This is a genomic window from Micromonospora sp. NPDC005707 (genome assembly GCF_040631005.1).
Classification (GTDB): domain Bacteria; phylum Actinomycetota; class Actinomycetes; order Mycobacteriales; family Micromonosporaceae; genus Micromonospora.
Genome location: NZ_JBEXYR010000004.1, coordinates 64,922 through 90,653, shown reverse-complemented (window position 1 = coordinate 90,653; position 25,732 = coordinate 64,922). Strand labels below are relative to the sequence as shown.

Annotated in this window: 24 protein-coding genes; 8 read left to right on the top strand and 16 right to left on the bottom strand. The window is 73.8% G+C overall.

Going from position 1 to position 25,732, the window contains the following annotated elements; genetic code table 11:
- The first annotated feature begins 345 nt into the window (after positions 1-345).
- Entirely contained in the window at positions 346-930 is a 585-nt protein-coding gene (locus ABZ452_RS08180) for a DUF559 domain-containing protein (RefSeq protein ID WP_357940235.1), read from the top strand.
- A gap of 60 nt (positions 931-990) precedes the next feature.
- On the opposite strand, the gene topA is transcribed toward ABZ452_RS08180, so the two are convergent.
- From topA to ABZ452_RS08150, 6 genes are all read right to left on the bottom strand, one after another.
- Positions 991-3,816 (bottom strand): type I DNA topoisomerase, encoded by a 2,826-nt coding sequence (topA, locus tag ABZ452_RS08175; protein ID WP_357940233.1) that lies wholly within the window; start codon positions 3,814-3,816, stop codon positions 991-993.
- A gap of 313 nt (positions 3,817-4,129) precedes the next feature.
- Complete coding sequence (locus ABZ452_RS08170) at positions 4,130-4,741, bottom strand: hypothetical protein (protein ID WP_357940230.1); 612 nt, start codon at positions 4,739-4,741, stop codon at positions 4,130-4,132.
- Positions 4,732-5,271 carry a hypothetical protein gene (locus ABZ452_RS08165; protein WP_357940228.1) on the bottom strand — a complete coding sequence of 180 codons (540 nt, stop codon included), beginning with the start codon at positions 5,269-5,271 and terminating at the stop codon, positions 4,732-4,734. Before ABZ452_RS08165 ends, ABZ452_RS08170 begins: the two co-directional genes overlap by 10 nt.
- 119 nt (positions 5,272-5,390) lie before the next feature.
- On the bottom strand, positions 5,391-7,739 hold the full coding sequence (locus ABZ452_RS08160) for a sodium-translocating pyrophosphatase (protein ID WP_357940226.1): 2,349 nt from the start codon (positions 7,737-7,739) through the stop codon (positions 5,391-5,393).
- A 317-nt stretch (positions 7,740-8,056) separates the two neighbouring features.
- A complete protein-coding gene (locus ABZ452_RS08155; RefSeq protein ID WP_357940224.1) occupies positions 8,057-8,494 on the bottom strand; it encodes an ATP-binding protein in 438 nt (145 codons plus the stop codon).
- Complete coding sequence (locus tag ABZ452_RS08150; protein WP_357940222.1) at positions 8,494-8,850, bottom strand: STAS domain-containing protein; 357 nt, start codon at positions 8,848-8,850, stop codon at positions 8,494-8,496. Before ABZ452_RS08150 ends, ABZ452_RS08155 begins: the two co-directional genes overlap by 1 nt.
- Positions 8,851-9,141: 291 nt before the next feature.
- On the opposite strand from ABZ452_RS08150, the gene ABZ452_RS08145 reads away from it, so the two are divergent.
- The 3 genes from ABZ452_RS08145 (at position 9,142) to ABZ452_RS08135 (ending at position 12,550) form a co-directional block, all read left to right on the top strand.
- A complete protein-coding gene (locus ABZ452_RS08145; RefSeq protein ID WP_357941037.1) occupies positions 9,142-11,541 on the top strand; it encodes a DEAD/DEAH box helicase in 2,400 nt (799 codons plus the stop codon).
- A 103-nt stretch (positions 11,542-11,644) separates the two neighbouring features.
- Complete coding sequence (locus tag ABZ452_RS08140; RefSeq protein ID WP_313723462.1) at positions 11,645-11,851, top strand: hypothetical protein; 207 nt, start codon at positions 11,645-11,647, stop codon at positions 11,849-11,851.
- Between the two features lie 120 nt (positions 11,852-11,971).
- Positions 11,972-12,550: a hypothetical protein gene (locus tag ABZ452_RS08135; RefSeq protein ID WP_212838366.1), complete on the top strand. Its 579-nt coding sequence runs from the start codon at positions 11,972-11,974 to the stop codon at positions 12,548-12,550.
- Positions 12,551-12,752: 202 nt separating this feature from the next.
- Here ABZ452_RS08135 and ABZ452_RS08130 read toward each other — a convergent pair whose 3' ends face one another.
- From ABZ452_RS08130 to ssd, 7 genes are all read right to left on the bottom strand, one after another.
- Entirely contained in the window at positions 12,753-13,121 is a 369-nt protein-coding gene (locus tag ABZ452_RS08130) for an Rv3654c family TadE-like protein (RefSeq protein ID WP_357941035.1), read from the bottom strand.
- 62 nt (positions 13,122-13,183) lie between these two features.
- Positions 13,184-13,501, bottom strand: coding sequence for a TadE family type IV pilus minor pilin (locus ABZ452_RS08125; protein ID WP_357941033.1), 318 nt, complete (start codon positions 13,499-13,501; stop codon positions 13,184-13,186).
- 113 nt (positions 13,502-13,614) lie between these two features.
- Entirely contained in the window at positions 13,615-13,782 is a 168-nt protein-coding gene (locus ABZ452_RS08120; protein WP_013283643.1) for a DUF4244 domain-containing protein, read from the bottom strand.
- A gap of 23 nt (positions 13,783-13,805) precedes the next feature.
- Positions 13,806-14,540, bottom strand: coding sequence for a type II secretion system F family protein (locus tag ABZ452_RS08115; RefSeq protein WP_357940220.1), 735 nt, complete (start codon positions 14,538-14,540; stop codon positions 13,806-13,808).
- Positions 14,540-15,526 (bottom strand): hypothetical protein, encoded by a 987-nt coding sequence (locus ABZ452_RS08110; protein ID WP_357940218.1) that lies wholly within the window; start codon positions 15,524-15,526, stop codon positions 14,540-14,542. The genes ABZ452_RS08115 and ABZ452_RS08110 overlap by 1 nt, the downstream gene beginning before the upstream one ends.
- Positions 15,523-16,734 (bottom strand): TadA family conjugal transfer-associated ATPase, encoded by a 1,212-nt coding sequence (locus ABZ452_RS08105; RefSeq protein ID WP_357940216.1) that lies wholly within the window; start codon positions 16,732-16,734, stop codon positions 15,523-15,525. The genes ABZ452_RS08110 and ABZ452_RS08105 overlap by 4 nt, the downstream gene beginning before the upstream one ends.
- Positions 16,731-17,834, bottom strand: coding sequence for a septum site-determining protein Ssd (gene ssd, locus ABZ452_RS08100; protein WP_357940214.1), 1,104 nt, complete (start codon positions 17,832-17,834; stop codon positions 16,731-16,733). Before ssd ends, ABZ452_RS08105 begins: the two co-directional genes overlap by 4 nt.
- A 278-nt stretch (positions 17,835-18,112) precedes the next feature.
- On the opposite strand from ssd, the gene ABZ452_RS08095 reads away from it, so the two are divergent.
- On the top strand, positions 18,113-19,000 hold the full coding sequence (locus ABZ452_RS08095; protein WP_357940212.1) for a hypothetical protein: 888 nt from the start codon (positions 18,113-18,115) through the stop codon (positions 18,998-19,000).
- Positions 19,001-19,049: 49 nt separating this feature from the next.
- On the opposite strand, the gene ABZ452_RS08090 is transcribed toward ABZ452_RS08095, so the two are convergent.
- Both ABZ452_RS08090 and ABZ452_RS08085 read right to left on the bottom strand, forming a co-directional pair.
- Positions 19,050-20,027, bottom strand: a complete 978-nt coding sequence (locus ABZ452_RS08090) for a CU044_5270 family protein (RefSeq protein WP_357940210.1) — start codon at positions 20,025-20,027, stop codon at positions 19,050-19,052.
- Complete coding sequence (locus tag ABZ452_RS08085; RefSeq protein WP_357940208.1) at positions 20,024-20,644, bottom strand: RNA polymerase sigma factor; 621 nt, start codon at positions 20,642-20,644, stop codon at positions 20,024-20,026. Before ABZ452_RS08085 ends, ABZ452_RS08090 begins: the two co-directional genes overlap by 4 nt.
- 134 nt (positions 20,645-20,778) lie before the next feature.
- Here ABZ452_RS08085 and ABZ452_RS08080 point away from each other — a divergent pair, with 134 nt between their 5' ends.
- Together ABZ452_RS08080 and ABZ452_RS08075 are read left to right on the top strand one after the other, a co-directional pair.
- Positions 20,779-21,396: a DUF6518 family protein gene (locus tag ABZ452_RS08080; protein ID WP_357940206.1), complete on the top strand. Its 618-nt coding sequence runs from the start codon at positions 20,779-20,781 to the stop codon at positions 21,394-21,396.
- A 356-nt stretch (positions 21,397-21,752) separates the two neighbouring features.
- Positions 21,753-22,559, top strand: a complete 807-nt coding sequence (locus ABZ452_RS08075; protein WP_357940204.1) for an HAD-IB family hydrolase — start codon at positions 21,753-21,755, stop codon at positions 22,557-22,559.
- 59 nt (positions 22,560-22,618) lie between these two features.
- Here ABZ452_RS08075 and ABZ452_RS08070 read toward each other — a convergent pair whose 3' ends face one another.
- Positions 22,619-23,365 (bottom strand): oxidoreductase, encoded by a 747-nt coding sequence (locus ABZ452_RS08070; RefSeq protein ID WP_357940202.1) that lies wholly within the window; start codon positions 23,363-23,365, stop codon positions 22,619-22,621.
- A gap of 265 nt (positions 23,366-23,630) precedes the next feature.
- Here ABZ452_RS08070 and acs point away from each other — a divergent pair, with 265 nt between their 5' ends.
- A complete protein-coding gene (gene acs / locus ABZ452_RS08065) occupies positions 23,631-25,619 on the top strand; it encodes an acetate--CoA ligase (RefSeq protein ID WP_357940200.1) in 1,989 nt (662 codons plus the stop codon).
- Positions 25,620-25,732: the final 113 nt, after the last annotated feature.

The window sequence follows — 25,732 nt, the reverse complement described above, 5'->3', positions numbered from 1 at the left end:
GGGCGGCGGGTGCCGGCGGATGACGCTGATGAGTTGAGCTGGTTGCTCTTTCGGCAGGGGGATGTGCTCAGCGCCTCGCAGGCACGGCGATTCCTGTCCGACAAAGCCGTCCGCCACCGCGTGGTCAGCGGGCGGTGGCGGCAGGTGTACCGGGGCATCTAAGTCGCCCACAACGGGCCCGTCGGCCGCGCCCAAATCCGCTGGATCGCCGCGCTCGCGGCCGGCCCGGCGGCCGTGCTGGGTGGGCTCACCGCAGCTCAGGCGTGGGGACTACGCCGTTACGAGTCACCCGTCGTCCACCTGCTCCTGCCCGCCCGGCACCAGGCGAGGTCGTTACCACCGTGGGTGCGGCTCCACCGGACCGCGCTGCTGCCTGCGGAGGACGTGCTGACCGTCGGGCAGCCGCCACGGACGATGCCCGCCAGGTCGCTTGTCGACGCGGCGCAGTGGGCCTCGACCGACGACCAGGCCCGCGCGGTGATCGCCGCGGGCTTCCAGCAGCGTCTCGTCGGCGGAGACGACGTGCACCGCGTCCTGGCCAGGCTGCCCCGGGCTCGCCGACGCGAACTGATCCGGGCGACCGCGTCGGATGCGACGGGCGGCGCCCACTCCCTCGCCGAACTGGACTTCCTGAGCCTGGTCCGTCGAGCAGGTCTTCCCGAGCCGTCGCGGCAGGTGATCCGCCGAGACGCCAACGGCCGGCGACGCTATCTCGACGTGTGGTTCGCCCAGTGGCGGGTGCACGTCGAGATCGACGGTGGACAGCACCTCGATCCGCGCACCGCCTGGGCCGACATGCGACGGCAGAACGACCTGTGGGCCAGCGGAGACCGAATACTCCGCTTCCCCGCCTGGGCCGTCCGCCACAACCCGACCGAAGTCCTGACCCAACTCCGCACCGCCCTCCGAGCGGCCGGCTGGCCCGGCTGAATCTTGGTACGCCGCCGCCCCTCCAAGGGCAACCACGTACCAAGATCTCGAAGAACCGGCCTACTCCGGGGAGGTGGTCGCCTTCTTCGGGGCTGCCTTTTTGGCTGGGGTCTTCTTTGCTGCCGTGGTTTTGGCTGTTGCCGTCTTTTTGGCGGTCGTGGACTTGGCGGCGGCGGTCTTCTTGGCTGCGGTCGTCTTCTTGGCGGGGGCGGCCTTCTTGGCGGCCTTCTTCTTCGGGGCCGGGCCCTTCGCCCGCTTCTCGGCGAGCATCTCGGAGGCCTCCTGGAGGGTCAGCTCCTCCGGGGTCTGCCCGCGCCGCAGCGAGGCGTTGGTCTCCCCGTCCGTGACGTACGGGCCGAACCGGCCGTCCTTGATGACCAGCGGCTTCTCGGTGGCCGGGTCGTTGCCCATCTCCCGCAGCGGCGGCGCGGCGGCCCGGCGCTGGCGCGTCTTCGGGGCGGCCAGCAGGGCGAGCGCCTCGTCCAGCGAGACGGTGAACATCTTGTCTTCCGAGTCCAGCGAGCGGAACTCGTCACCGCGCTTGACGTACGGGCCGTAGCGGCCGTTGTTGGCGAGCACCTCGTTGCCCTCAGGGTCGGTGCCGATCAGCCGGGGCAGGCTGAGCAGCTGCAACGCCTGGTCGAGGGTGAGGCTGTCCGGCGACTGCGAGCGCAGCAGCGAGGACTTCCGGTCGCCGCTGGCCACGTAGGGCCCGAACCGGCCGGACTTGAGCAGGATCGGCTCGCCGGTGGCCGGGTCGTCGCCGAGCTTGCGCTCGCCCCCGCCGCCGAGGAACAGCTCGTGCACCTTCTCCGGGGTCAGCTCGTCGGGGGCCAGCCCCTCGGGGATCGGCGCCCGGTCGCCCTGGCCGCCGCCCTCCTCGCCCTCCGCGGCGGGCGCGGGCTGCTCGCCCGGCAGCGCCCGCTGGAGGTACGGGCCGTAGCGGCCGACCCGGACGACGACCTCGCGCCCGTCGTCCTCGGTGAACAGCGGGATCGAGTTGACGCTGCGCGCGTCGATGTCGCTCAGGTTCTCGGTGACCAGCTTCTTCAGCCCGCCCGCGTGGGCGATGGCCTGGTCGCCGGTGCCGTTGGCGCTGCCGAAGTAGAAGGAGGTGAGGAAGTCGACCGCGGCGTGGTCGCCGCCGGCGATCTCGTCCAGCTCGTTCTCCATGCTGGCGGTGAAGTCGTAGTCGATGAGGCGCGGGTAGTGCCGCTCCAGCAGCCCGATCACCGCGAACGCCAGGAACGACGGGATCATCGCCTGGCCGCGCTTGAAGACGTACCCGCGGTCCTGGATCGTCTGCATGATCGACGCGTAGGTCGACGGGCGGCCGATGCCCAGCTCCTCCAGGGCCTTGACCAGCGACGCCTCCGTGTAGCGGGCGGGCGGCTGGGTGTGGTGACCCTGGGGGGCCAGCTCGTCGGCGGTGAGCGGCTGGTCCTTGGTGAGGGTGGGCAGCCGCCGCTCGGCGTCCTCGGCCTCGGCGTTCTCGTCGTCGCTCGACTCGACGTAGGCGCGCAGGAAGCCCGGGTCGGTGATGGTCTTGCCGGTGGCGCCGAAGTCGGCCTCCTCGCCGGCGGTGGAGAGCGCCCGGATGCGCACCGAGACGCTGGAGCCGACCGCGTCGGTCATCTGCGAGGCGATGGTGCGCCGCCAGATCAGCTCGTAGAGCTTGAACTCCTCGGCGGACAGCTCCTTGGCCACCTCGCCCGGGGTGCGGAAGTTGTCCCCCGCCGGGCGGATCGCCTCGTGCGCCTCCTGCGCGTTCTTCACCTTGCCGGTGTAGCGGCGGGGCTCCGGCGGCACGCTGCGCTCGCCGTACAGCTCGGCGATCTGCCGGCGGGCCGCCGCGATGGCGGTCTCCGACAGGTTCACCGAGTCGGTACGCATGTAGGTGATGTAGCCGTTCTCGTAGAGCCGCTGCGCGGTGCGCATCGTCTGCTGGGACGAGAGCCGCAGCTTGCGGGCCGCCTCCTGCTGGAGGGTGGAGGTGATGAACGGCGCGTACGGGCGGCGGCGGTAGGGCTTCTCCTCGACCCGGGTGACCGTGAACGGCCGCCCGTCCAGCCGCGCGGCCAGCCCCCGGGCGCCGCTCTCGTCGAGGTGCACCACGCCGGCGCCGGCGCGGACCCGGCCCGTGGTGGGCTCGAAGTCCTTGCCGGTGGCGATCCGGTCGCCGCCTAGCGCGATCAGGGTGGCGTTGAAGGTGCGCGGCCCCTCGCCGGGGTTCGCGACCGCCAGGGTGGCCAGGATGTCCCAGTACTCGGCGGTGCGGAACGCCATCCGCTGCCGCTCCCGCTCGACCACGATGCGCGTCGCCACGGACTGCACCCGGCCGGCGGAGAGGCCGCTGCGGACCTTCCGCCAGAGCACCGGGGAGACCTCGTAGCCGTAGAGCCGGTCGAGGATGCGCCGGGCCTCCTGGGCGTCGACCAGGTCCCGGTCGATCTCCCGCGGGTTGGCCACGGCGGCCTGGATGGCCGGCTTGGTGATCTCGTGGAAGACCATCCGCTTGACCGGCACCTTGGGCTTCAACGTCTCCACGAGGTGCCAGGCGATCGCCTCGCCCTCGCGGTCCTCGTCGGTGGCGAGGAAGATCTCGTCGACTTCCTTGGCCAGCGACTTCAGCTTGGTGATCTGCTTGCGCCGGTCGGCGGAGACCACGTAGAGCGCGGCGAAGCCGTTGTCCACGTCGACGCCGAGCCGGGCCCAGGGCTTGTCCTCGTAGGCGGCCGGGATCTCGGCGGCGTTGCGGGGCAGGTCCCGGACGTGGCCGAAGCTGGCCTCCACGACATACCCCGGGCCGAGGTAGCCCGAGATCGTCTTGGCCTTCGCCGGTGACTCGACGATGACCAGACGGGTGGTTCCAGCGTTGCTCGGCACGTCTCTCCCCGACCTCACTCCTACGCAATGCCCGCTTGGGGGCGTGTTGCACCCTGCCGGACCACTGGCGGTCCGGATGTCCAACGTAACGCGCCGTCCGCGTTCCGGGTTTCGTGGGCGGCAAATGATCAGGTGGCGTCGACCATCGGCCGGCACCCCGCCGGACGGCGCCACCGTACACCGTGGGTAGGGCGCCGAGCGGGTCACTGTGACGATCACGCACCCACGGCGGAGGGGACACAGGTCGTTTTCCTGCGCAAACCTCCGCACGGTGTGTCCGGGATCGGACAGGCGGCGGGCTTGCGCCGGAAGGTCAGCCGTGCGTCACCGGCCACTCGGCCGCCGGCACGGCCCGGGGCCGGTCCCCGACCAGCTCAACCAGCCGGTTCACCCGCCGCCGACCGGTGATCCGGTACGCCGGCCCGCCCTCGTCCGCCTCGACGAACGCGGCCGGCAGCCCCACCGCGGCCAGCGCGGCGCGCACCGGCCGCCAGCACTCCTCGTCGGTCGGGCCGAGGCGGAGCCGGAACCCGGCCGGGTCGGCCGCCCCGGCGGCAGCGAGCCAGAGCCGCAGCCGCCGCCCGTTGAGGTGGAACGCCCGTGGGGGCCGCTTCACCGTCCCCCGCAGCCAGGCCAGAGCGAGCGGGGCGAGCGTGGTGGCGTACGCGGTGCGGACCAGGTGCCGCCCGTCCCCGGTCGGCTCCCAGCTCGCCGGGATCCCCCGGGCGCCCAGCTCGGCCACCAGCACGTGCACCCGCCAGGCGGCGTCGACCACCACGGAGACCCGGGCCGTCCCGCCCATCCGGACCACCTCACCGGGCCCGGCGAGCAGGCCGGCGAGGTCCGCCAGCGACGGATCGGCCGCCTCGGTGGAGAACAGCGAGGGCTGGCGGGCCGGGTTCGGAGAGGGTGGGGTCAGCGACACTCCGGGACCTCGTCGAAGGCCTGTTTGAGCTCGGGTGAGTTGAGCTTGCTGGTGTCCAGCGCGCTCGCGTCGTACTCCTTGTTGAGCGTGTCCACGGCGGTGCGCACCCCGTCGTAGAACGGGCCGGCCTGGGCGGTGTCCAGCCCGTCGATGGTGTCCCGGGCCCGCCCGTACGCGTCCCGCACCTTGCTCAGCGAGGCGCGGAACCCGGCGGAGATGTCGTCGCCGTGGTCGGTCTCCGGCACGCCCGCCTCCTCGACCTTGCGCCGGGCGGTCTCGCTGGCCTCCTCCGCCCCGGCGAAGAGCCGGACCAGGTTCTCCTTGGCCTGCGCCGGGGTGGTTTGCGCGGTCATCTGCTGCTGGGTGCTGCTGGTCAGCTTGTTGATCTCGGCGCGCCACGGGCTGAGCGCCTGGCAGACCGACGCGGCCCAGGCCTGCGGGCTGGGGCCGCCGCAGCCGGCGACGACGAGAACCAGCGTGGCCAGGACCACCGTGAGCTTTCCGGCGGTTGCCGCCCGGCGCGTACGCATGCGAAGCAGCGTACGACCTTGCGGTGGAAGTGCCACCGGTCAGGTTTCGTGCACGGGACCGCCGGACGGCACGGTTCCCGGCCGGCCGAGGCCGACCGGGAACCGTCGCGTCGTCCGGGTCAGGCGTTGACCGTCTCCACCTGCGGGTCCGGCGTGCCGGCACCGCTGTCGGAGTCGTCCATCGCGATGCCCTTGCGCTTGCTGAACACCACCGCGGCCACGATGACCAGCGCGGCCACCACGGCGATCGTGATCCGCAGCGGGGTGTTCCGGTCGGTGCCCACGCTCCAGGCCACCACGGCCGGGGCGATCAGCAGCGAGACCAGGTTCATCACCTTGATCAGCGGGTTGATCGCCGGGCCGGCGGTGTCCTTGAACGGGTCGCCGACGGTGTCACCGATGACGGTCGCGGCGTGCGACTCGGAGCCCTTGCCCCCGTACGCGCCGTCCTCCACCAGCTTCTTGCCGTTGTCCCAGGCGCCACCGGAGTTGGCCAGGAAGACCGCCATCAGGGTGCCCGCGCCGATCGCGCCGGCCAGGTACGAGGCCAGGGCGCCCGGGCCGAGGCCGAAGCCCACGGCGATCGGGGCCAGGATGGCCAGCAGGCCGGGGGTCATCAGCTCGCGCTGCGCGTCCCGGGTGCAGATGTCGACGACCTTGCCGTACTCGGGGCGCTGGGTGCGGTCCATGATGCCGGGCAGCTCGCGGAACTGCCGGCGGACCTCCATCACCACGGCGCCGGCCGAGCGGGAGACCGCGTTGATGGCCAGGCCGGAGAAGAGGAAGACCACCGCCGCGCCGATGATGAGGCCGACCAGGTTGCGCGGGTTGGCCACGTTCAGCGAGTTGAGGATCTCGGTGCCGACGTCGCTCACGCCCGCGTCCTCGTACGAGGAGCGCAGCGTGTCGGTGTACGAGCCGAACAGCGCGGTCGCGGCCAGCACCGCGGTGGCGATCGCGATGCCCTTGGTGATCGCCTTGGTGGTGTTGCCGACCGCGTCCAGCTCGGTCAGCGTCCGCGCGCCGTGCTCGTCGATGTCGCCGGACATCTCGGCCACGCCCTGGGCGTTGTCGGAGATCGGGCCGAAGGTGTCCATCGCGACGATGACGCCGACGGTGGTGAGCAGGCCGGTGCCGGCCAGCGCCACCGCGAACAGCGACAGCGTGATGGAGCTGCCGCCGAGCAGGAACGCGCCGAAGACGCCGGCGCCGATCAGCAGCGCCGAGTAGACCGCCGACTCCAGGCCGACGCTGATGCCGGCGAGGATGACGGTGGCGGCGCCGGTCTGGGAGCTCTTGCCGATGTCCTGCACCGGGCGCCGGTTGGTCTCGGTGAAGTAGCCGGTGAGCGCCTGGATCGCGGCGGCGAGCACGATGCCGATGACCACCGCGCCGATGGCCACGAGCCGCGGGTTGCGGTCGACGTCGGTGAGACCGCCCTCCAGCTCGCCGAAGGTGGCGGGCAGGTAGGCGAACGCGGCGATCGCCACCAGCACCGCGGCGATCAGCGCGGAGAGGTAGAAGGCCCGGTTGATCGCGGTCAGACCGTTGCGGTCCGAGGTGCGCAGCCGGGTGATGAAGACGCCGACGATCGCGACGAGCACGCCGATCGTGGAGATGATCAGCGGGAAGACCAGGCCGGTCTCGCCGAACGCGGCGCGGCCCAGGATCAGCGCGGCGACCAGGGTGACCGCGTACGACTCGAAGAGGTCGGCGGCCATGCCGGCGCAGTCGCCGACGTTGTCGCCCACGTTGTCGGCGATGGTGGCGGCGTTGCGCGGGTCGTCCTCCGGGATGCCCTGCTCGACCTTGCCGACCAGGTCGGCGCCGACGTCGGCGGCCTTGGTGAAGATGCCGCCGCCGACCCGCATGAACATGGCGAGCAGCGCGGCGCCGAAGCCGAAGCCCTCCAGCACGGTCGGGGCGTCACCCCGGAAGATCAGCACGACCAGCGCCGCACCGAACAGGCCGAGGCCGACGGTGAGGAAGCCGACCACGCCACCCGTGCGGAAGGCGATTTTCATGGCGCCCTCGCGCCCGCCTTCCCGCTCGCGGGCGGCCGCGGCGACCCGCAGGTTGGCGCGGGTGGCCAGCCACATGCCGGCGCCGCCGATGAACGCGCTGAACCCGGCGCCCACCACGAAGAAGGCCGACCGGCCGATCTTCACGAGGGTCTCGTTGCCGTCGGTGTCGTGCACCGGCAGCAGGAACAGCAGCACGACGGCGATCACCACGAAGATCGCCAGGGTGCGGAACTGCCGCAGCAGGTACGCGGACGCGCCCTCCTGCACCGCCCCGGAGATCTCCTGCATGTTCGTGGTTCCCGTACCGGCTGCCAGCACCGCCTTGGTCAAGGCGGCCGCGAAGACGAGCGCCACCAGCGCGATGACCGCGGCGATGACGACGTACGTCACGTTGGCTCCGGTAAGGGACAGTGCGCCGCCGTCGGCGGCCAAGGTCCCGGACATCTATGTCCTCCTGTACCGAACACTCGCGCCGGCCAGTGGAGACGCACGGACCGACGCCTGGATTGCGGACTCGCAAGCGCGCGCCAACCCACCCCGGCGGACCAGCGATGAACACCCATTCCCGCTGGCTGCGAGTCGGGTCACTTGCTGACAACCCGGGTACTGTAGCCCTCCGGCGTGGTGAGGGTCACACCCAGGGGCCACCGTGTCTTGATGATCTTCGTAACTGTGCTATGTGAAGAAATCTGATATAAGCACCGGGCAGCACGACGAGGCCGCGTCCCCCGAGGGGAACGCGGCCTGCGGACAGGACAGGGTCAGGGGCGGCCGACCGGCCAGACCATCCGGACCTCGGTGCCGACGCCCTCGTCGACCGGGCGGACCTGGAGGTCCTCGACGAAGCCGGCGAGCAGGGCGAACCCCACCCCGGTGGTCAGCGCGTCCTCGCTGAGCGACTCCTTGGCCAGCTCGTCCGGGGGCAGCGCGGCGAGGCCGATGCTCGCCTCGATCGGCGCGCGGTCCACCACCCGCACCGTGTACGCCCCGCTGTCGGACATCTCCACGTAGACCGGGTCGGGCAGCCCGTACTGCCGGTGCAGCGCGACCGCCCGGGTGCACGCCTCGCCGATGGCCAGGCGCACCTCGTCGAGCAGGTCCTCGCGTACCCCGGCCCGGCGGGCCACCGCCACGCCGACCAGGCGGGCGGTGCGGACGTGCACCGGAGCCGGGGAGAACGAGAGCTTGACGGTCGCCATCACGCGCCGGCGCCGGTCGCGTCGGCGTTGATCGCCGCGTCGACCGTGGGATGCAACGGGAAGACCTGGTCCAGGGCCGTGATGCGGAAGATCTTGAGCAGCGGCTCCTTGTCGCAGACCAGCGCGAAGGAACCGCCGGCCGAGCGCAGCCGCTTGAGCGCGCCGACCAGCACGCCGAGGCCGGTCGAGTCGAGGAAGTCCACCCGGCCCAGGTCCACCACGACCCGGCGGGCGCCGCCGTCGATCAACTCCAGGAGCCGTTCCCGCAGGCGCGGCGCGGTGTAGACGTCCACCTCACCGCCGACCTCGAGCACCGTGTGCTCCCCCACGGTGCGGGTCGCCAGCGACAGCTCCATCGGTCCCTCCTCGGTAAGCTCTTCTGGGCATCTAACCATCCCCCCACGCGGCCCCCTGCGGGTCACCGGCGCAGGCATCCCCATACCCCCGCCCCCGGGTTTCCAATTCCGAACACCAGTGCGAGAGTGCAGGACGTGTCTACCGACAGCTTCAGCTCGGCGCGTCTACCGCCGCGCGACGACCTGAAGCAGTCGACCGACAGCTTCGGCTCGGCGCGTCTGTCGCCGCGCGACGACCTGAAGCAGTCGACCGACAGCTTCGGCTCGGCGCGTCTGTCGCCGCGCCACGACCTGAAGCAGTCGTCAGCGGCCACCGGGTCGGCGGGAAGTGGCCCCGGGCGGTCGCCGGGTGAGCTGCTCCGCCGGCTGCGCCTGCGGCACGCCACCGACCCGGTCACCCACGTCGAGCGGGTGCCCGCCCGGGCCGGCGAGCCGGCGCCCTGGCCGGACTGGGCCCCCGACGAGCTCCGGGCGGCGTTCGCGCGGCGCGGCGTGGTCGCCCCGTGGCGGCACCAGGCCGAGGCCGCCGAGCTGGCGTACGCGGGGAAGCACGTCGTGGTGGCCACCGGGACGGCGTCCGGCAAGTCGCTGGCGTACCAGCTGCCGGCGCTGGGCACCCTGCTGGCCGACCCCCGCGCCACGGTGCTCTACCTGGCCCCGACCAAGGCGCTCGCCGCCGACCAGCTCCGCGCCGTCGCCGGCCTGGAACTGGAGGGAGTACGCCCCGCCACCTACGACGGGGACACCCCGCGCACCGAGCGGGAGTGGATCCGCCGCCACTCCCGGTTCGTGCTGACCAACCCCGACATGCTGCACCACGGCATCCTGCCCGGGCACGCGCACTGGTCGGGCTTCCTGCGCCGGCTCGCGTACGTGGTGGTCGACGAGTGCCACACCTACCGGGGCGTGTTCGGCTCGCACGTGGCGCACGTGCTCCGGCGGCTGCGGCGGCAGTGCGCGCGCTACGGGCGTACCCCCGTCTTCGTGCTGGCCTCGGCCACGTCGGGCGACCCGGCGACGGCGGCCGGCCGGCTCACCGGCCTGCCCGTCGCGGCCGTCACCGAGGACACCTCGCCGCGCGGCGGGGTGACCTTCGCGCTCTGGGAACCGCCGCTGCTGCCCTCCTCCGACGGCGCCTCCCCCGACGCCGACCTGCTCCAGGTCCGCCGCTCGGCGCTGCGGGAGACCGCCGACCTGCTGACCGACAGCGTGATCGAGGGGGTACGCACGCTCGCCTTCGTCCGGTCCCGGCGCGGCGCCGAGGTGGTCGCCGCGAACGCCCGGCGGGCGCTCGACGAGGCGGTGCCCGGGCTCGGCGACCGGGTGGCCGCCTACCGCGCCGGCTACCTGCGCGAGGAGCGCCGCGAGCTGGAACGCGCGCTGCTCACCGGCGACCTGCTCGGGCTCGCCTCCACCAACGCCCTGGAACTCGGCGTCGACCTCGTCGGGCTGGACGCCGTGCTGATCTGCGGCTGGCCGGGCACCCGCGCCTCGCTCTGGCAGCAGGCCGGCCGGGCCGGCCGCTCCGGCGACGAGGCCCTCGCGGTGCTGGTGGCCCGGGACGACCCGCTCGACACCTACCTGGTGCACCACCCCGAGGCGCTGTTCGGGCGGCCCGTCGAGGCGACCGTGCTCGACCCGGCCAACCCGTACGTGCTCGCGCCCCAGCTCGCCTGCGCCGCGCACGAGGCCCCGCTCACCCCCGCCGACCTGGAACTCTTCGGCGAGGGCGCGAAGGAGGCGGTCGACTCGCTGGTCGAGGCGGGGGCGCTGCGGCAGCGGCCCACCGGCTGGTACTGGCGGCACCGCGAACGCCCCGAGGTCGACCTGCGCGGCGAGGGCGGGGCGCCGGTCTGCGTGGTGGAGGAGTCCACCGGCCGGCTGCTCGGCACCGTCGACGGCGGGTCGTCGCACTTCCTGCTCCACTCCGGCGCGGTCTACCTGCACCAGGGCGTCTCGTACGTGGTCGACTCGCTCGACCTGGCCGACGGGTGCGCGCTGGTGCACGCCGAGGAGCCGGACTGGTCCACCCACGCCCGGGACGTCACCTCGCTGTCCGTGGTGTCCGTCCGCTCCTACGTGGACGCCGGGCCGGTCGGGCTCTTCCTCGGCGAGGTCGACGTGACCAGCCAGGTGGTGTCGTACCAGCGGCGGCGGATCGCCTCCGGCGAGGTGATCGACACCCGGCCGCTCGACCTGCCGGCGCGCGAGCTGCGCACGGTCGCGGTCTGGTTCACGCTCTCGCCGGAGTCGCTGGCTCTTGCCGGCGTCGAGGCGGCGGACATCCCGGGTGCCCTGCACGCCGCCGAGCACGCCGCGATCGGCCTGCTGCCGCTCATGGCGACCTGCGACCGGTGGGACATCGGCGGGCTCTCCACCGCCCTGCACCCGGACACCGAGGCGCCCACCGTCTTCGTCTACGACGGCCACCCGGGCGGGGCGGGTTTCGCCGAGCGGGCGTACGGGACGGCGGCCGCCTGGCTGCGCGCCACCCGGGACGCGATCGCCGAGTGCGGCTGCGAGTCGGGGTGCCCGTCCTGCGTGCAGTCCCCGAAGTGCGGCAACGGGAACAACCCGCTCTCCAAGCCGGGCGCGGTCAAGGTCCTCGACGTGGTCCTCGCCAACCTGGCGGCGGCGGAGGGCCGGCGAGGGGCGGTGCTGCCCCGGCAGGAGGGGCGGGCCGCGGACTGATCTCCTGGTTCGTGGGACGGACGCATGAGTGGCGCCACATCGGGGCATTGATGCATGGGAGCGCTTCCATGTCCCCGAGATTCTTCCCGCCGGAGGTGCGGCCATGGCCGACACGATCGCCGAGACCGTCGACCTGCTCTACACGATCGACCAGGAGAACCTCACCCCCGACCAGCAGATCGCGCTGGGCGTCGCGCTGGCCAACCTGGCCCAGGCGGAACGCCTGGAACAGATCAACGAGCGCCTGCGCGGCATCCACCAGGTGCTCAACGCCTGGGCCATGAAGGCGACGGTCGACGGCGGCCGCTGACCGTCGCGCGGCGCGTGGACGGCGGTCGATCGGAGCACGGTCCGGAACGTGCCCGCCGCGGGCGGACGGTGACGGCCGGGTTGTGCGAGACTCCGGCGTTCACCTCTTCAAGGAGACCAGATGCAGCTCGACAGCTTGCAGGCCCAGCAGCGGTTCATCGTCCGGCAGCGGATCCGGATGATGGTCAACCAGTACGAGGTCCACTCGGTGGCACCGGACGGCTCGGAAGGTGGGCTGCTCGCGTTCGCGCAGCAGAAGCGGCTCGCCTTCAAGGAGCAGGTGACCATCTACACCGACGACTCCAAGCAGTACCCCCTGCTCGGCTTCAAGGCCCGGCAGCGCCTCGACCTCGGCGCCACGTACGACGTGACCGACCACGCGGGCACCCCCATCGGCCTGTTCCGCAAGGACTTCGCCCAGTCGCTGCTGCGCTCCACCTGGCACGTCGAGCAGGCCGGCCTGCCGCAGATGACCGGCCAGGAGCGGAGCCTGCCGGTGGCCCTGCTGCGCCGCTTCGTCGACTCGCTCTCCTGGCTGCCCTACCACTTCGACTTCGTGGCCAACGGCCAGCCGGTGTTCTCGGTCGACAAGAAGTGGGGCCTGCGCGACCGGTACGTGGTCGACATCCACCACCCGCAGATCGACCGGCGACTCGTGATCGCCATGGCGGTCGGCCTGGACGCCCTCCAGTCCCGCTGACGCGCCGCCTCGGCCGCCGTACCTGATCGGCCCGGCCGGTGTCGGGGCGGCGAGCTGCCGCTCCGGCACCGGCCGTGGCCGTCGGGGCCTTGAGCTTCCGCTCCGACAACCGGCCGTGGCCGTCGGAGCGGTGGGCTTCCGCTCCGGCACCCGCCGTGGCCGTCGCGGCGGTGAGCTTCCGCTCCGGGACCGCCGCGGGCGGTCAGCCTCGGGTCGGGCCGGCCCGGGAGGTGGCGGTCGCCGCGCGGGCGAGCCAGGGCAGCGGGGCGACCCTCACCTCCGTGGTGACGACGACGTCGAGGCCGTCGAGCCGGCAGGCCGTGAGCCGGCCGCCGTTGGCCGCGGCCAGGTCGGTGGCCCGTCCACAGGCCGCCTCGGCACCTTCCATTGCCCGGCCAGCACCCGCGAGCGCCCCGAAGTCGGCGGCGTTCCGGGCCTGGTGGCGTGCGCACCGGGCCGCGCCGAGCCCCGCGCCGGAGAGCCCGACCAGCACGAGCACCAACCCCACGGCGAGCAGGCACACGGTCGCCCCACCCCGGTCGCCGCCCGGGTCCGGCGGCCCGTTGACCACCCCCGCCGCCCGGCCCGCCCACCAGCTCCCCTGACCGGCCGGGCGGATCCCGCCGCGCACCGTCACGGTCGCGGTCCGGGGGCGCCGGGTTCGACGGCGGCGACCGCGGTGCCCGTCACGGTGAGCCCGGGCAGCCGCGCACCCAGGCTCCGGACCGGCGCCCGGACGGTCACGGTGACCCGGTCGCCGGCCACCGTCACCGAGATGTCCGCTCCGGCCGGCGCGTACCGGGAGCCGACCGTCGACCCCGGCTCGCCCCGGGCGGCGGCGAGCGCCGCCTCGCGGGCCGCGTCGAGGCAGCCGGCCCGCGTGGTGACCGCGTCGACCGCGGTGAGACCGGTGAAGAGGAGGAGCATCAGCGCCGGCAGGCCGGCCGCCAACTCGGCCGTGAAGGAACCCCGCTCCCGCGCACCCCACGATCGGCCGTTGCCGGCCCGGCTCGACGGCGAATCCGGGTCGGAACCGGGTTGGCGGCCGGCCCACCGGCGACCGGTCACTTCAAGGCCCGGTCGATGACGGCGGTGAGCGCGGACTGCACGTTGCCGGAGGTGAGCACCTTCAGCAGGATCCCGGCGAAGGCGACCGCCGCGAGGGTGCCGACGGCGTACTCGGCCGTGTTCATTCCGGCGTCGCCGCGCAGGCGGGTGAGGAGTTTGCGCATGGCGTACTTCCTTTCTGAGGGGTTCACAGCACGTCGCCGAGGACGGCGACGATCACCGGCACCAGACCGGCGAGAATGAAGGCGGGCAGGAAACACAGCCCGAGCGGCAGCACGATGAGCACGCCGGCGCGGCGGGCGGCCGCCTCGGCCGTGGTCGAGCGGTCGGACCGCAGGTCGTCGGCGAGTCGGGTGAGTGCGCCGGCCAGCGCCGCGCCGCTCCTCGATGACCGGACCGCGCCGGTCACCAGGCGCTCCGCTCCGGGCACGGCTCGCAGGTGGTCCCACGCCTCCGCCGCCGTGCCGCCGAGTTCCAGCGTCCGCCCGACCCGGCCGAGCCGGTCGGCGAGCGGCCCACCGAGCGCCTCGGCCACCGCCAGCACCGAGCGGTCCACCGGTGCGCCGGCCCGGAGCGCGGCGGCCAGCAGGTCGGCGGCGAGGGGGAGGTCGGCGGTCTCCCGGAGCCGGCGGTCCCGGACCGCCCGTGGCTCGATCCGGCGCAGCAGGCGGTCGGCGGCCACCACGGCCAGCGCCCCGACGAGCACACCCGGCCAGCCGCCCACCACCACCAGTGCCGCCACGCCCGCCAGGCCGGCGCCGAGCCGGATGCGGTCCGGCCACCAGGCCGGTCGGCTCCGCTCCGCCCGCCGGGTGAGCGCGAGGAGGCGCAGCCGCCGAGCCGGACGGACGGCCGACCCGGACGCGACCAGGAGCAACGCCGCCGCGCCCAGGCAGGCCGCCGCCACCGCCTGCCGCGACATCAGTCGGCCCGCCCGGGTGCCGTGCCGAGCCGCTCCGCCCAGAGCAGCCCGCCGATCTGCAGCGCCACGGCCGCGAGGGCGCTCCCGCCGCCGACGGGGGTGTGCAGGAGCACGGCCACCGGGTCGACGCCGATGGCGTACCCCAGCCCGATCCCGCCGAGCGGTAGCGCGGCGAGCAGCCAGGCGGTCGCCCGCGCGCCGGCCGCCTGCGCGGCTGCCGCGGCCAGGCCCCGGTCCGCCACCCGGGCGTCGGCCTCGACCCGTTCCAACAGCTCCGCCAGGGGCGCCCCGGTGCGGTCGGCCAGTCGCACGGCGGCTCGTGCCAACCGGACGACGCGCCCCGGGCCGTCGCCGATCGCGTCGCCGGCCGGCAGCCCGGCCCGCAGATCGGCGGCGAGTGCGCCGATCTGGTCCAGGTCGCGGCGGTGGACCAGCTCGACCGCCCGGCGGGCCCGCCGGCGCAGCACTGCCCGGGCGGCGAGCGCGCCGTAGGCGGCCAGGACCAGCGCGGCCACCGGGCCGCCGACCAGCGCACCGGCCCCGGCGCCGACCACGGCCGCCGCCGGCAGCGCGGTTCGCCCGGACAACCGGGCACGAGCGGAGGTAGGGACGAGAGCGGCGCCCATCCGGGGCCGGCGCGCGCGATCGGTCGGGGCGGGTCCGGTGGTCGGGCGCGTCGGGTCGCGCCGCCTGGGCGGCCGGCCCGGAAGGGGACGCTCGGCGGGACGTCCGAGCGGGGCCGGGCGGGTGTCCCGGGTGGGGAAGCCGGTGCCGGGCCGGTGGGGAACGCCGGAGCGGGGTGTCCGCACCGCCGGTCCAGGCCCCGCGCCCGGGCGGGCGCACACCGACCCGGGGTCGCCCGGAGCGCGGCGGTCCGCCAGGTCGAGGACGGCGTGCTGCCGGACCCGGCTGGCGCGTAACGGCCAGGCGATCGTCGCCCCGGCACCGGCCAGGAGCACGGCCACCAGCCACACCTGCCCGGTCACGACGGACCCGCCGAGCCGGGCCACGCCGCGCAGAGGATCGGCGGCACCGTCACGCCCCGCTCCCGGAGCAGGGCACCGAGCGGTCGGGCGGCCAGGCCGAGCCCGCGCCCGCGCATCCAGGCGGGGACCACGGTGACCACCCGCTCGGGTCCCTCGGGGAGGAGCAGGCCGACCGACTCCAGCACCCGACCCTCCGTGGTCCGCCGGACCTGAAGGAGGACCTGGAGCGCGGCGGTGACCTGGGCGTGCAGTGCGGCCCGGGGCAGGCCACCGAGCATCCCGAGCGCCTCCAGCCGGGCCGGCACATCCGCCGGGGAATTGGCGTGCAACGTCCCGGCCCCGCCGTCGTGGCCGGTGTTCAACGCGGCGAGCAGGTCGACCACCTCGGCGCCCCGGCACTCGCCCACCACCAGCCGGTCCGGCCGCATCCGCAGCGCCTGCCGGACCAGGTCACTCAGCCCGACCGCCCCGACTCCCTCCACGTTCGACGTCCGCGCCTGGAGGCCGATCACGTGCGGGTGCACGGGCCGCAGCTCGGCCGCATCCTCCACCAGCACGATCCGCTCGGTCCCCGGCACCAGCCCGAGCAGCGTGTTGAGCAGGGTGGTCTTGCCGGAGCCGGTGCCACCGGTCACCAGGTACGCCAGGCGGGCGGCCACCACGGCGGCGAGCAGCGGGGCGACCGGCCGGGGCACGGTGCCCTGCCGGACCAGCTCGTCGAGCGTGAACGGCCGTTGCCGGAAGGTGCGGAGCGACAGGTAGGGCCCGTCGGTCGCCACCGGTGGCAGCACGGCGTGCAGGCGCGTGCCGTCGGGCAGCCGGGCGTCGGCGTACGGGGAGGCGTCGTCGAGCCGGCGCCCGGCGGCCGCGGTGAGGCGCTGGGCCAACCGGCGCACGTCGTCGACCGTGCCGAGCGGCACGGCCACCTGGTGCAGCCCCCGCCCCCGGTCGACCCAGACCCGGGTGCCGTTCACCAGCACGTCGGTCACCTGCGGGTCGGCCAGCAGCGGTGCGAGTGGCCCGGCGCCGACGAGGTCGTGGTGGACCCGGTCGGCGATCCGGAGCAGGGCGGTGTCGCCGAGCACGGCGGCGTCCGGCTCGGCGCGTACGGCGGAGACGATGGCCGCGGGCGTGACCGGCGTGGCCTCGGCGGCGAACCGGTGCCGGACGCGGACGGCCAGGTCCTCGGAGTCGGCCGGGCCACTCATGCCGCACCCGCCGCGGGCATGCCGGTCAGCTCGTCGAGGAGTCGCTGGCAGAGCACGGCCAGGGGACCCTTCCCGCTGGCGGCCGGCGCCTCGCCCCGCTCCAGCCCCCGGCAGAGCCCCGGCTCGGGTCGGAGCGTGCCGGCGAGCGGCAACCCGAGCGCGCGGGCCACCTCGCCGGCCTTGAGCCGTCCCGGGGCGGGGCCTCGCACGATCACCGCCAGGTCGGCGCAGTGCGGGGCGGCCACGGCGACCACCCGGGCCGCGGCGGCGGTGGCCCGCAGCTCGGCGGGCACGACGATCAGCGCCCGGTCGGCCGCCTGGAGGGCGACCACGGCGGCGTCGTCCAGGTGCCGGGGCAGGTCGAGGACGACCATGTCCCGGCCCCGGCGGGCGGCGTCGACGGTGGCGGCCATCGCCTCGGCCGGCAGGTGCCGCAGTGCGCCGCGGTCCCACGAGAGCACCACCAGGTCGCCTCGGCTGGGCAGGGCCCGGACCAGCGACGGCGGGTCCACCCGGCCGTCGGTGCCGGTGAGCCCGGGCCAGCGCAGCCCTTCGAGCTGCTCCCAGCCGAGGACGAGGTCGAGGCCACCGCCGAGCGGGTCGGCGTCCACCAGGAGGGTGCGCAACCGGGCGCGGGCCGCGGTGACGGCGAGGCCCCCGGCCAGCACGCTGGCCCCGGCGCCGCCCCGCCCGCCGAGCACCGCCACCACCCGGGACGGGCCGGCGCCTGGGGGCTCGCCCGCGCATTCGGCGAACCGGTCGACCAGCCACGGCTCGGCCGCGGGCAGGGTGGCGACGTGCTCGGCGCCGATCAGCTCGGCGAGCTGCGTACCCGGATCGAGCTGGCCGGAGCGACCGACCAGGACCGTGCGGGACCGGCGGGGCAGCCGGGCCCGCAGGCAGGCCTGTGCCTGGTCCGCGCCGACCAGCACCAGCGGCGCCGGCGTCCAGCGGGCCCGCGCGGCGGCGGGATCGGCGGCCAGCTCGACCTCGGTGCCGCCCGCCGCGGCGAGCCGCAGCAGCTCGTCGAGGAGGTCGCCGTCGGCGGTGACGAGCAGGGGCAGCCGGCGGTACGGCGGCAGCGGGGTACGGGGCGGCATGGCGGCCTCCAGCGGTCGGACTCGGACGTGCCGCGGAGCAGCCTGTCGCCGGATCCGGCGGGCCGACACCCGGCACCACGTTCCTGTGGACAGCGACGACCGCTGTGGACGGCCCTCGGCCGCGGGGTCGATCTGCTATGGCGAGGTCGCTCACCACCGTCCTCAATGCACCGGTTCGTCCGCGCGATGTAACGACGTCGATCGTTCTCGCGGTAATTGACTGACGGCAATGTTCGGGCGATGGACGCCCGGCCGTCCGAACACAGAGAGGAACGGGGATGCAGAGAACCTGGCGGAGGGCGGCCCTCGCGGCCGGCCTGTCGATCACGGGGGCGCTGGGCGGGCTGGTCGCCGCCGCGCCGGTCCAGGCACAGACGGTGGAGTCCGGCTCGGTCTCCTTCAGCGGTGACCCCGGTGACTACATCACCGGCGGCGGGTCGTACGCGTACTCCACCGGCGACGGCGACCAGCTCACGACCGCCGCGTCGACCGACAGCAGCCACGTGTCGGTCAACGTCAACGGCTACAACGGCGACTGGTGGTATCTCGACTTCGACGCCCCGGGCAGCCAGCCGCTGACGCCGGGCACCTACGACAACGCGACCCGCTACCCGTTCAACGGCGCCGGTCCCGGCCTCAGCCTGGACGGCAACGGGCGCGGCTGCAACGAGCTGACCGGCACCTTCACGGTCCTCAACGCGGTGTTCGGCCCGAACGGCTACGTGCAGACGTTCGACGCCACCTTCGAGCAGCACTGCGAGGGCGGCGAGGCGGCGGCCCGGGGTGAGGTGCACATCGCCAACCCGCCGGCGCCCGCGCCGCTCGACCTGGAGCTCGACGTCGCCACGAACGGCACGGCCAGCACGATCAGCGGCAAGGCGGTCGTGCACGGCACGGTGACCTGCAACCAGCCGACCTCGGTGACGATGACCGGCGTGGTCGACCAGGTGGTCAAGAAGGTGCTGGTCCGGGGCAACTTCTCCGCCCTGGTCACCTGCACCCCGGGTGCCGCCGTGCCGTGGACGGCCTCGGCCACCCCCAACGGCAGCACCCCCTTCGGCAAGGGCGCCGCTGAGGTCAGCACCGAGGCGACCGGCTACGACAGCGAGTACCAGCAGTACGTTTCGGTCCACGACACGTCGATCGTCAACCTGGCCAAGTCCTGAACTGCCGGTGACGCGGGCGGCCGGACCATCCTGGTCCGGCCGTCCGCGGTCAGTTGGTGCGTCCCGGCGCGTCCACGATCCTGCCGGCGACGCGGATCAGCTCGACCTCGACGTCGCCCTTCTTGAGGCTGACCCCCTCGGGTGTCGTGTGGTCCTTGACCACGACGGTCCGGCTGCCGAGGAACTCGTGGGTGGTCGGGTCGAGCAGGATGTCCTCCTGCCGCCAGCCGTCCTGCACCATCCCCATCGCGATCGCCGGGCGGCCGTCGAAGTCGACCGGCTCGCTGGACCGGGTGACGCCCGGGATCAGGGCCAGGGCCCGCAGCAGGGTCGCCTTCACGCCGGGCGGCAGCACGTTGTCCCGCAGCATCGACTCGATCAGGACGTACGAGACGGCGTCGCCATCCCGGTCGGAGAAGCTCCGGGCGCGCAGCCAGTCGAGCAGCGCCCGCGGATCGGTGGGCAGCCCGGCCAGCGTCGGGTAGTCCTGCGGCGGCATGACCTGCGGCAGGTCGGCGCTCTCCGGGAGGACCTGCAGCCTGCCGTCGACCAGGTCGGCGCTCTGTCGCCCGTCGGCTCGCTGCCACGACCGCGTGGTCTCGCGGGTGGCCTGGCCCTTGTCCTGGGCGATCTTGCCGCGGACCATCCTCAGCTCGACGTAGGTCCACTGGTCCAGGCGTGGTGGCGTGAACGGTTCGGTCTCGGCGTGCACGGCGGCTAGTTCGAAGGTCTGCGCGACCGGCCCGCTCGCCACATACGGCGTCGGGCGGGCCGGCGGAGTCGCCGGACCGAGGCCGCCGGCCGCGACCACCCCGGCGACCAGGGCGGCCGCCCCGAGAGCGGCGAGGCCGGACCGCCAGGTCCAGGCCGGCAGGCGCCGGCGGTGCCGCTCCGGCGCGGTCGGTACGGTGGCCTGGCGTTCGGTGATCCGAGCCAGCAGCGCCGCCCGGGCCCGGTCCTGAGCGCCCGGAGAGGGCGGCTCGACCTCGCTCCAACTTTCCCGCAGCGCGGTGATGTCGTCGATCACTCGGAATCCTCTCCCGTTGCCGTCGGGTCGGCGCCACCCAGCGCCGCCCGCAGTCTCGTGCGCGCCCGGTGCAGCCGGGATCGGACCGTGCCGGCGGGAATCTCCAGCGCGCGGGCGACCTCTTCGCAGGTCAGGTCCGCCCAGGCGATCAGCAGCACCACCTCCCGGTCGGCCGGTGCGATCCCCTCCAGCGCCGCGGCCAGCCGTCCCCGCACGGCCTGGGCGTCCAGCCGGACGGCCACCTGGTCGGCCGGCCCGTCGTGGCTGTCCCGTTCGGCGCTGTCGGTGTGCTCGGCCCGGGCCAGCGCCCGGTACCGCCGCGCCTCCGCCCGCTGATGCCCGGCGATGAGGTTCGACGCGATGCCGAACAACCAGGGTCGGGCGCTCCGTTGCGTGGTGTCGTACCGCCGCCAGTGGTCGAAGGCCACCAGGAACGTCTCCGCCGCCACGTCGTCGGCCAGGTCCCGGCCCAGTCGCCGGCTGGCATAGCCGTGGACAGCCGGGTAGTAGCGCTCGAAGATGGCGTCGAACACCGCCGGATCCCCGTGCATCCGGCGGATGATCTCCGCGTCGGTCTCCTCGGCGGCGGTGCACACGTCTCGTGTCACCACACCCATGAACTCTCCTTCTGGTCCGCATCCCTCCCGCACGGCCGAGGGCTCATCCCTACTTCGCCGATGGCGGCGGGAGTGTTCGCGGTGGGAGCCAGGTCGCGCCCGAGCCGAACCGCATACTGAGTATGCTTCCCGCCGTGCGCGCCGATCATCGGGCGGTGGCGCTCACCGCCGTGCTGGGCGGCCTCCTGCTCGGCTCCCTCGACTTCGTGTGGATCAAGTGGGTCCCGTACCCCTTCGCCGAGCTCGGCAACTCCACCGCCACCTGGGCCGTCGCGGCCTTCGCCTTCGGCTACCTGGTCCGGTCGGGCCCGGTGCGCGCGGCGCTCGGCGCCGCCGTCCTGCTCGTCGTGGCGGTGCCCAGCTACTACCTCACGGCGACACTCCTCCAGGGTGACGACCTGGCCGTGGTGTGGGCGCCGACGTCGCTGCTCTGGATGGCCTTCGGCGTTCTCGCCGGGGTGGTCTTCGGCGTCGGCGGCACCTGGGCGCGCCGGGAGGGCGCGTGGCAGGTCGTCGGGACCGCGCTGCCGGCCGCCGTCTTCTTCGAGGAGGCCGCACGGTTCGCCGGCAGGATCGGCGACCCTGGCCGGCCACCGGGCGCGGGCTGGAACGTCGCGATCGACGTCGCGCTCGGTGTCCTGGCCGTCGTGCTGGTCGGCCGGTCGAACCGGCAGCGGGCGCTCGCGTTGGCGGTCGCCCTGCCCCTCGCCGCCGTCATCTTCCTCGGATTCGCGGTGGCCGCCGGCCTCTGAGCCGGTTCTCCGAGTCCGGTCCGGATCACCCCGGGAAAGGGACGACCCCCGTCGGGGGGAGACGGGGGTCGTCGTGAGGTTCGGCTCCGGGGGGGTCGAGCCGAACCCACTCAGCGGTCACGGGGGGTGCAACCGCCGAGAGCCTTTGTGATCGACGGGAAGTGAACTCTCGTCGCGAGCACAAGCATGCCGCAATGGACCCTTATACGTCGAGTGGTGTCCACTCCACGCAACGCTAATTCGTGGTACGAGTGTGTGACCGCCGTCACTCAGAGGAGTGGCGGACCCCGATCGATCCGGTCCCGGAGGGCCCGGGGACCCGACGATCGTGCCCCGTCCGGCTAGACTTTCGCGCCGTGGGCCGGAGTGCCGCTTTCTTCGATCTCGACAAGACCGTCATCGCCAAGTCGAGCGCACTGGCGTTCGGTCGGCCGTTCTACCGGGACGGGCTGATCACGCGCCGTGACGTGGTCAAGTCGGCGTACGCGCAGCTGATGTTCCGGCTGGGCGGCACCGACGAGCAGACCATGGCCCGCACCCGGGACTACCTCGCCACGCTCTGCAAGGGCTGGCCGGTGGAACAGGTCCGCCAGATCGTCGCGGAGACGCTGCACGAGCTGATCAACCCCTACGTGTACGCCGAGGCCGCCGCCCTCATCGAGGAGCACCAGGCCGCCGGGCGGGACGTGGTGCTGGTCTCCGCCTCGGGCGAGGAGATGGTCCGCCCCATCGGCAAGCTGCTCGGGGTGACCGACGTGATCGCCACCCGGATGGCGGTGGCGGACGGCCGCTACAGCGGCGAGGTCGAGTTCTACGCGGCCGGCCCGCGCAAGGTCGACGCCGTCGGCGAGCTGGCCCTGGCACGTGGCTACGACCTCGCCGACTCGTACGCCTACTCCGACTCGTACAGCGACCGGCCGTTGCTGGAGTGCGTGGGGCACCCGACCGTGGTCAACCCGGACCGGGCGTTGCGCAAGCTGGCCGTGGAGAACTCCTGGCCGGTGCTGGAGTTCCGGCACCCCATCCCGCTGGGCCGGCGGCTGCGGGAGCGCCCGGCCGTGCCGGTCGCGGCGGCGGCCCTCGGCGTGGGCGTGGGCGTCGCCATCGGCATCGCCTGGTACGGGCGGCACCGGCGCACCCGCGCCGCCACCCCGACCGCCTGACCGTCCCGGGCGAACCGCCCGTCGCGCGACCGCGGCAGCCCGGGGGACGCCGAAAAGGATCAGGACGCGGCGAGGATCTCGTCGCCGATGAGCGTGATCTGCTCCGCGCCGACTTCCACGGCCGCCATGTAGTGGCGCAGCCAGGAGCGCAGCCCGTCCGGGGTGCCGGTGGCGAAGGCGCCGGCCGCGCCGACGTACTCGGGCTCCCGCTCCCGGTGGCCGACGTCGACGGCGACCAGCCCGCGCGGGTCGAACCCGGTGGAGATCAGCACGAGCCGGGCGGCGGCCCGCGCCACCACCCCGGACGGCCCGGCGAACGGACGCAGGTTGAGCAGCTCGCCGTGCACCACGGCGGCCAGCACGAGCGGCGGCACCTTCGTGCCTCCGGCCACCAGCCCGGCCAGCCCGTCGAGGCGGGCCGCCACCACGGGGTCGGCCACCGGGCGGCCCAGCTCCGCCTCGGCCACGACGTCGCGGGCCGCGAGCACGTGCAGCCGGGCGAGGGCCTGGCGGGGCGCCTTCGGCCAGAGGTCGCTGAGGCCGGGCAGCACCCCGGCCACCCGCAGCGCGCCCTGGAGCAGCGGATCGGTGACCGTGCCCGCGCGTACCTCCTCGCGCTCGTGCGCCCGGCCCTCCAGGGCGGCGCTGGCCACGGCCGAGCGGAGGCTGACCTCGGCGGCGACCTGGCCGCCCTGGCGGCGCAGCGCGCGGTGCCGGTGGGCCTGGTCGACCCGGTCGCGGGCGCGTTCGACGGCGGGCGCGATGTCGGCGAGCGCGAGCAGCGGGGCGAGCGGGTCGGTGGTCACCCCGCCACGCTAGCGATCCCCGTACGTCGCCGGAGCGCCAGCCGCCAGGAAGGCGACCAGCACCACGCCCGCCGGCCGCCGGCCCGGCGGTGAGAAGGGAGCCCTTCGCTACCGGAGGCGTTGACAGGGGGATCCTCCTTACTGCTCGGCGCGTGCCGAGGGCCACTGGGCGCGTGACGGCTGACCGGACGGTCGCGGCGGAGGTGCGCCCCGACTAACCTCTCCCGGGTAGGAGACGCAGGTCACGCGATGAAGGAGTCACCGCATGAGCGAGGCATTGGCCAACTTGCTGAACGAGACGCGCCAGTTCCCGCCGCCGGCCGAACTCGCCGCGAACGCCAACGTGACCGCGGACGCGTACGCCGAGGCGGCCGGGGACCGGCTCGCCTTCTGGGAGCGCCAGGCCGGGCGGCTGCACTGGGCCCGGCAGTGGGACCAGGTGCTCGACTGGTCCAACGCGCCGTTCGCGAAGTGGTTCGTGGGCGGCCAGCTCAACGTGGCGTACAACTGCCTGGACCGGCACGTGGAGGCCGGCCGCGGCGACAAGGTGGCGATCCACTGGGAGGGCGAGCCGGGTGACACCCGCACCGTCACCTACGCGGACCTGCACAGGCTCACCTGCCAGGCGGCGAACGCGCTGACCGAGCTGGGCGTCACGGCCGGCGACCGGGTGGCCATCTACCTGCCGATGATCCCCGAGGCCGCCGTGGCGATGCTCGCCTGCGCGCGGATCGGCGCCACGCACAGCGTGGTCTTCGGTGGCTTCTCGGCCGACGCGCTGACCAACCGGATCCAGGACGCCAGCGCCAAGGTGGTCATCACCGCGGACGGCGGTTTCCGCCGGGGCAAGCCGTCCGCGCTCAAGCCGACCGTCGACGAGGCGGTGGCGAACTGCCCGTCGGTGGAGCACGTGCTGGTGGTCCGCCGCACCGGCGAGGAGGTCGCCTGGTCGGCGAAGGACCACTGGTGGCACGAGACGGTGGACACGGCCTCGCCGGAGCACACCGCGCAGCCGTTCGACGCCGAGCACCCGCTGTACATCCTCTACACGAGCGGCACCACCGCCCGGCCGAAGGGCATCCTGCACACCACCGGCGGCTACCTCACCCAGGTCTCGTACACCACGCACGCGGTCTTCGACCTCAAGCCGGAGACCGACGTCTACTGGTGCACCGCCGACATCGGCTGGGTCACCGGGCACTCCTACATCGTCTACGGCCCGCTCTCCAACGGCGCCACCCAGGTCATGTACGAGGGCACTCCGGACACCCCGCACAAGGGCCGGTTCTGGGAGATCGTCGACAAGTACAAGGTGACCCTGCTGTACACGGCGCCCACCCTGATCCGCACGATGATGAAGTGGGGCGAGGACATCCCCGCCGGTTACGACCTGTCCTCGCTGCGCCTGCTGGGCAGCGTCGGCGAGCCGATCAACCCGGAGGCGTGGATCTGGTACCGGCAGCACATCGGCCGGGGCGAGCTGCCCGTCGTGGACACCTGGTGGCAGACCGAGACCGGCGCGATCATGATCTCGCCGCTGCCGGGCGTCACCGAGGCCAAGCCCGGCTCGGCCATGACCGCGCTGCCCGGCATCGTGGCCGACGTGGTGGACGACCAGGGCCAGTCGGTGCCCAACGGCGGTGGCGGCTACCTGGTGCTCCGGGAGCCGTGGCCGTCGATGCTGCGCACCATCTGGGGCGACGACAACCGCTTCATCGAGACCTACTGGTCGCGCTTCGGCGCCGGCGCCAACCAGGGCGACGACTGGGTCTACTTCGCCGGTGACGGTGCGAAGAAGGACGACGACGGGCACATCTGGCTGCTCGGCCGCGTCGACGACGTCATGCTGGTGTCCGGCCACAACATCTCCACCACCGAGGTGGAGTCGGCGCTGGTCAGCCACCCGTCGGTGGCCGAGGCGGCGGTGGTCGGCGCGACCGACCCGACCACCGGCCAGGCGATCGTGGCGTTCGCCATCCCGCGCGGCAGCACCGAGATCTCCGGCGAGGCCGGCGAGAAGCTCATCGCCGACCTGCGCAACCACGTGGCGAAGACGCTCGGCCCGATCGCCAAGCCGCGGCAGATCATGCTCGTGCCCGAGCTGCCGAAGACCCGCTCCGGCAAGATCATGCGGCGGCTGCTGCGCGACGTGGCGGAGAACCGGTCGCTCGGTGACGTCACCACGCTCCAGGACTCCTCGGTGATGGACCTGATCTCCTCCGGCATGGGTGGCGGCAAGTCCGACGAGGACTGACGGCAGGCGTACCCCGAGATGGGTGACGGTCCGGACGGGCCGTCACCCATCGTCGTTTTCCCGCCACGCGTCGGAAGTTCGGTGGAGGCGCTGCGGGCTGAACGGGCAGAGGG

What these genes read in the sequence shown, in the direction of transcription:
- ABZ452_RS08120 (WP_013283643.1), bottom strand. Translation starts at nt 13,782, where the DNA reads ATGCGCAAACTCCTCACCCGCCTGCGCGGCGACGCCGGAATGAACACG.
- ABZ452_RS08115 (WP_357940220.1), bottom strand. Translation starts at nt 14,540, where the DNA reads ATGTCGCGGCAGGCGGTGGCGGCGGCCTGCCTGGGCGCGGCGGCGTTG.
- ABZ452_RS08150 (WP_357940222.1), bottom strand. Translation starts at nt 8,850, where the DNA reads ATGGAGCTGTCGCTGGCGACCCGCACCGTGGGGGAGCACACGGTGCTC.
- ABZ452_RS08160 (WP_357940226.1), bottom strand. Translation starts at nt 7,739, where the DNA reads ATGTCCGGGACCTTGGCCGCCGACGGCGGCGCACTGTCCCTTACCGGA.
- ABZ452_RS08135 (WP_212838366.1), top strand. Translation starts at nt 11,972, where the DNA reads ATGCAGCTCGACAGCTTGCAGGCCCAGCAGCGGTTCATCGTCCGGCAG.
- ABZ452_RS08140 (WP_313723462.1), top strand. Translation starts at nt 11,645, where the DNA reads ATGGCCGACACGATCGCCGAGACCGTCGACCTGCTCTACACGATCGAC.
- ABZ452_RS08105 (WP_357940216.1), bottom strand. Translation starts at nt 16,734, where the DNA reads ATGAGTGGCCCGGCCGACTCCGAGGACCTGGCCGTCCGCGTCCGGCAC.
- ABZ452_RS08155 (WP_357940224.1), bottom strand. Translation starts at nt 8,494, where the DNA reads ATGGCGACCGTCAAGCTCTCGTTCTCCCCGGCTCCGGTGCACGTCCGC.
- acs (WP_357940200.1), top strand. Translation starts at nt 23,631, where the DNA reads ATGAGCGAGGCATTGGCCAACTTGCTGAACGAGACGCGCCAGTTCCCG.
- ABZ452_RS08165 (WP_357940228.1), bottom strand. Translation starts at nt 5,271, where the DNA reads ATGCGTACGCGCCGGGCGGCAACCGCCGGAAAGCTCACGGTGGTCCTG.
- ABZ452_RS08095 (WP_357940212.1), top strand. Translation starts at nt 18,113, where the DNA reads ATGCAGAGAACCTGGCGGAGGGCGGCCCTCGCGGCCGGCCTGTCGATC.
- ABZ452_RS08085 (WP_357940208.1), bottom strand. Translation starts at nt 20,644, where the DNA reads ATGGGTGTGGTGACACGAGACGTGTGCACCGCCGCCGAGGAGACCGAC.
- ssd (WP_357940214.1), bottom strand. Translation starts at nt 17,834, where the DNA reads ATGCCGCCCCGTACCCCGCTGCCGCCGTACCGCCGGCTGCCCCTGCTC.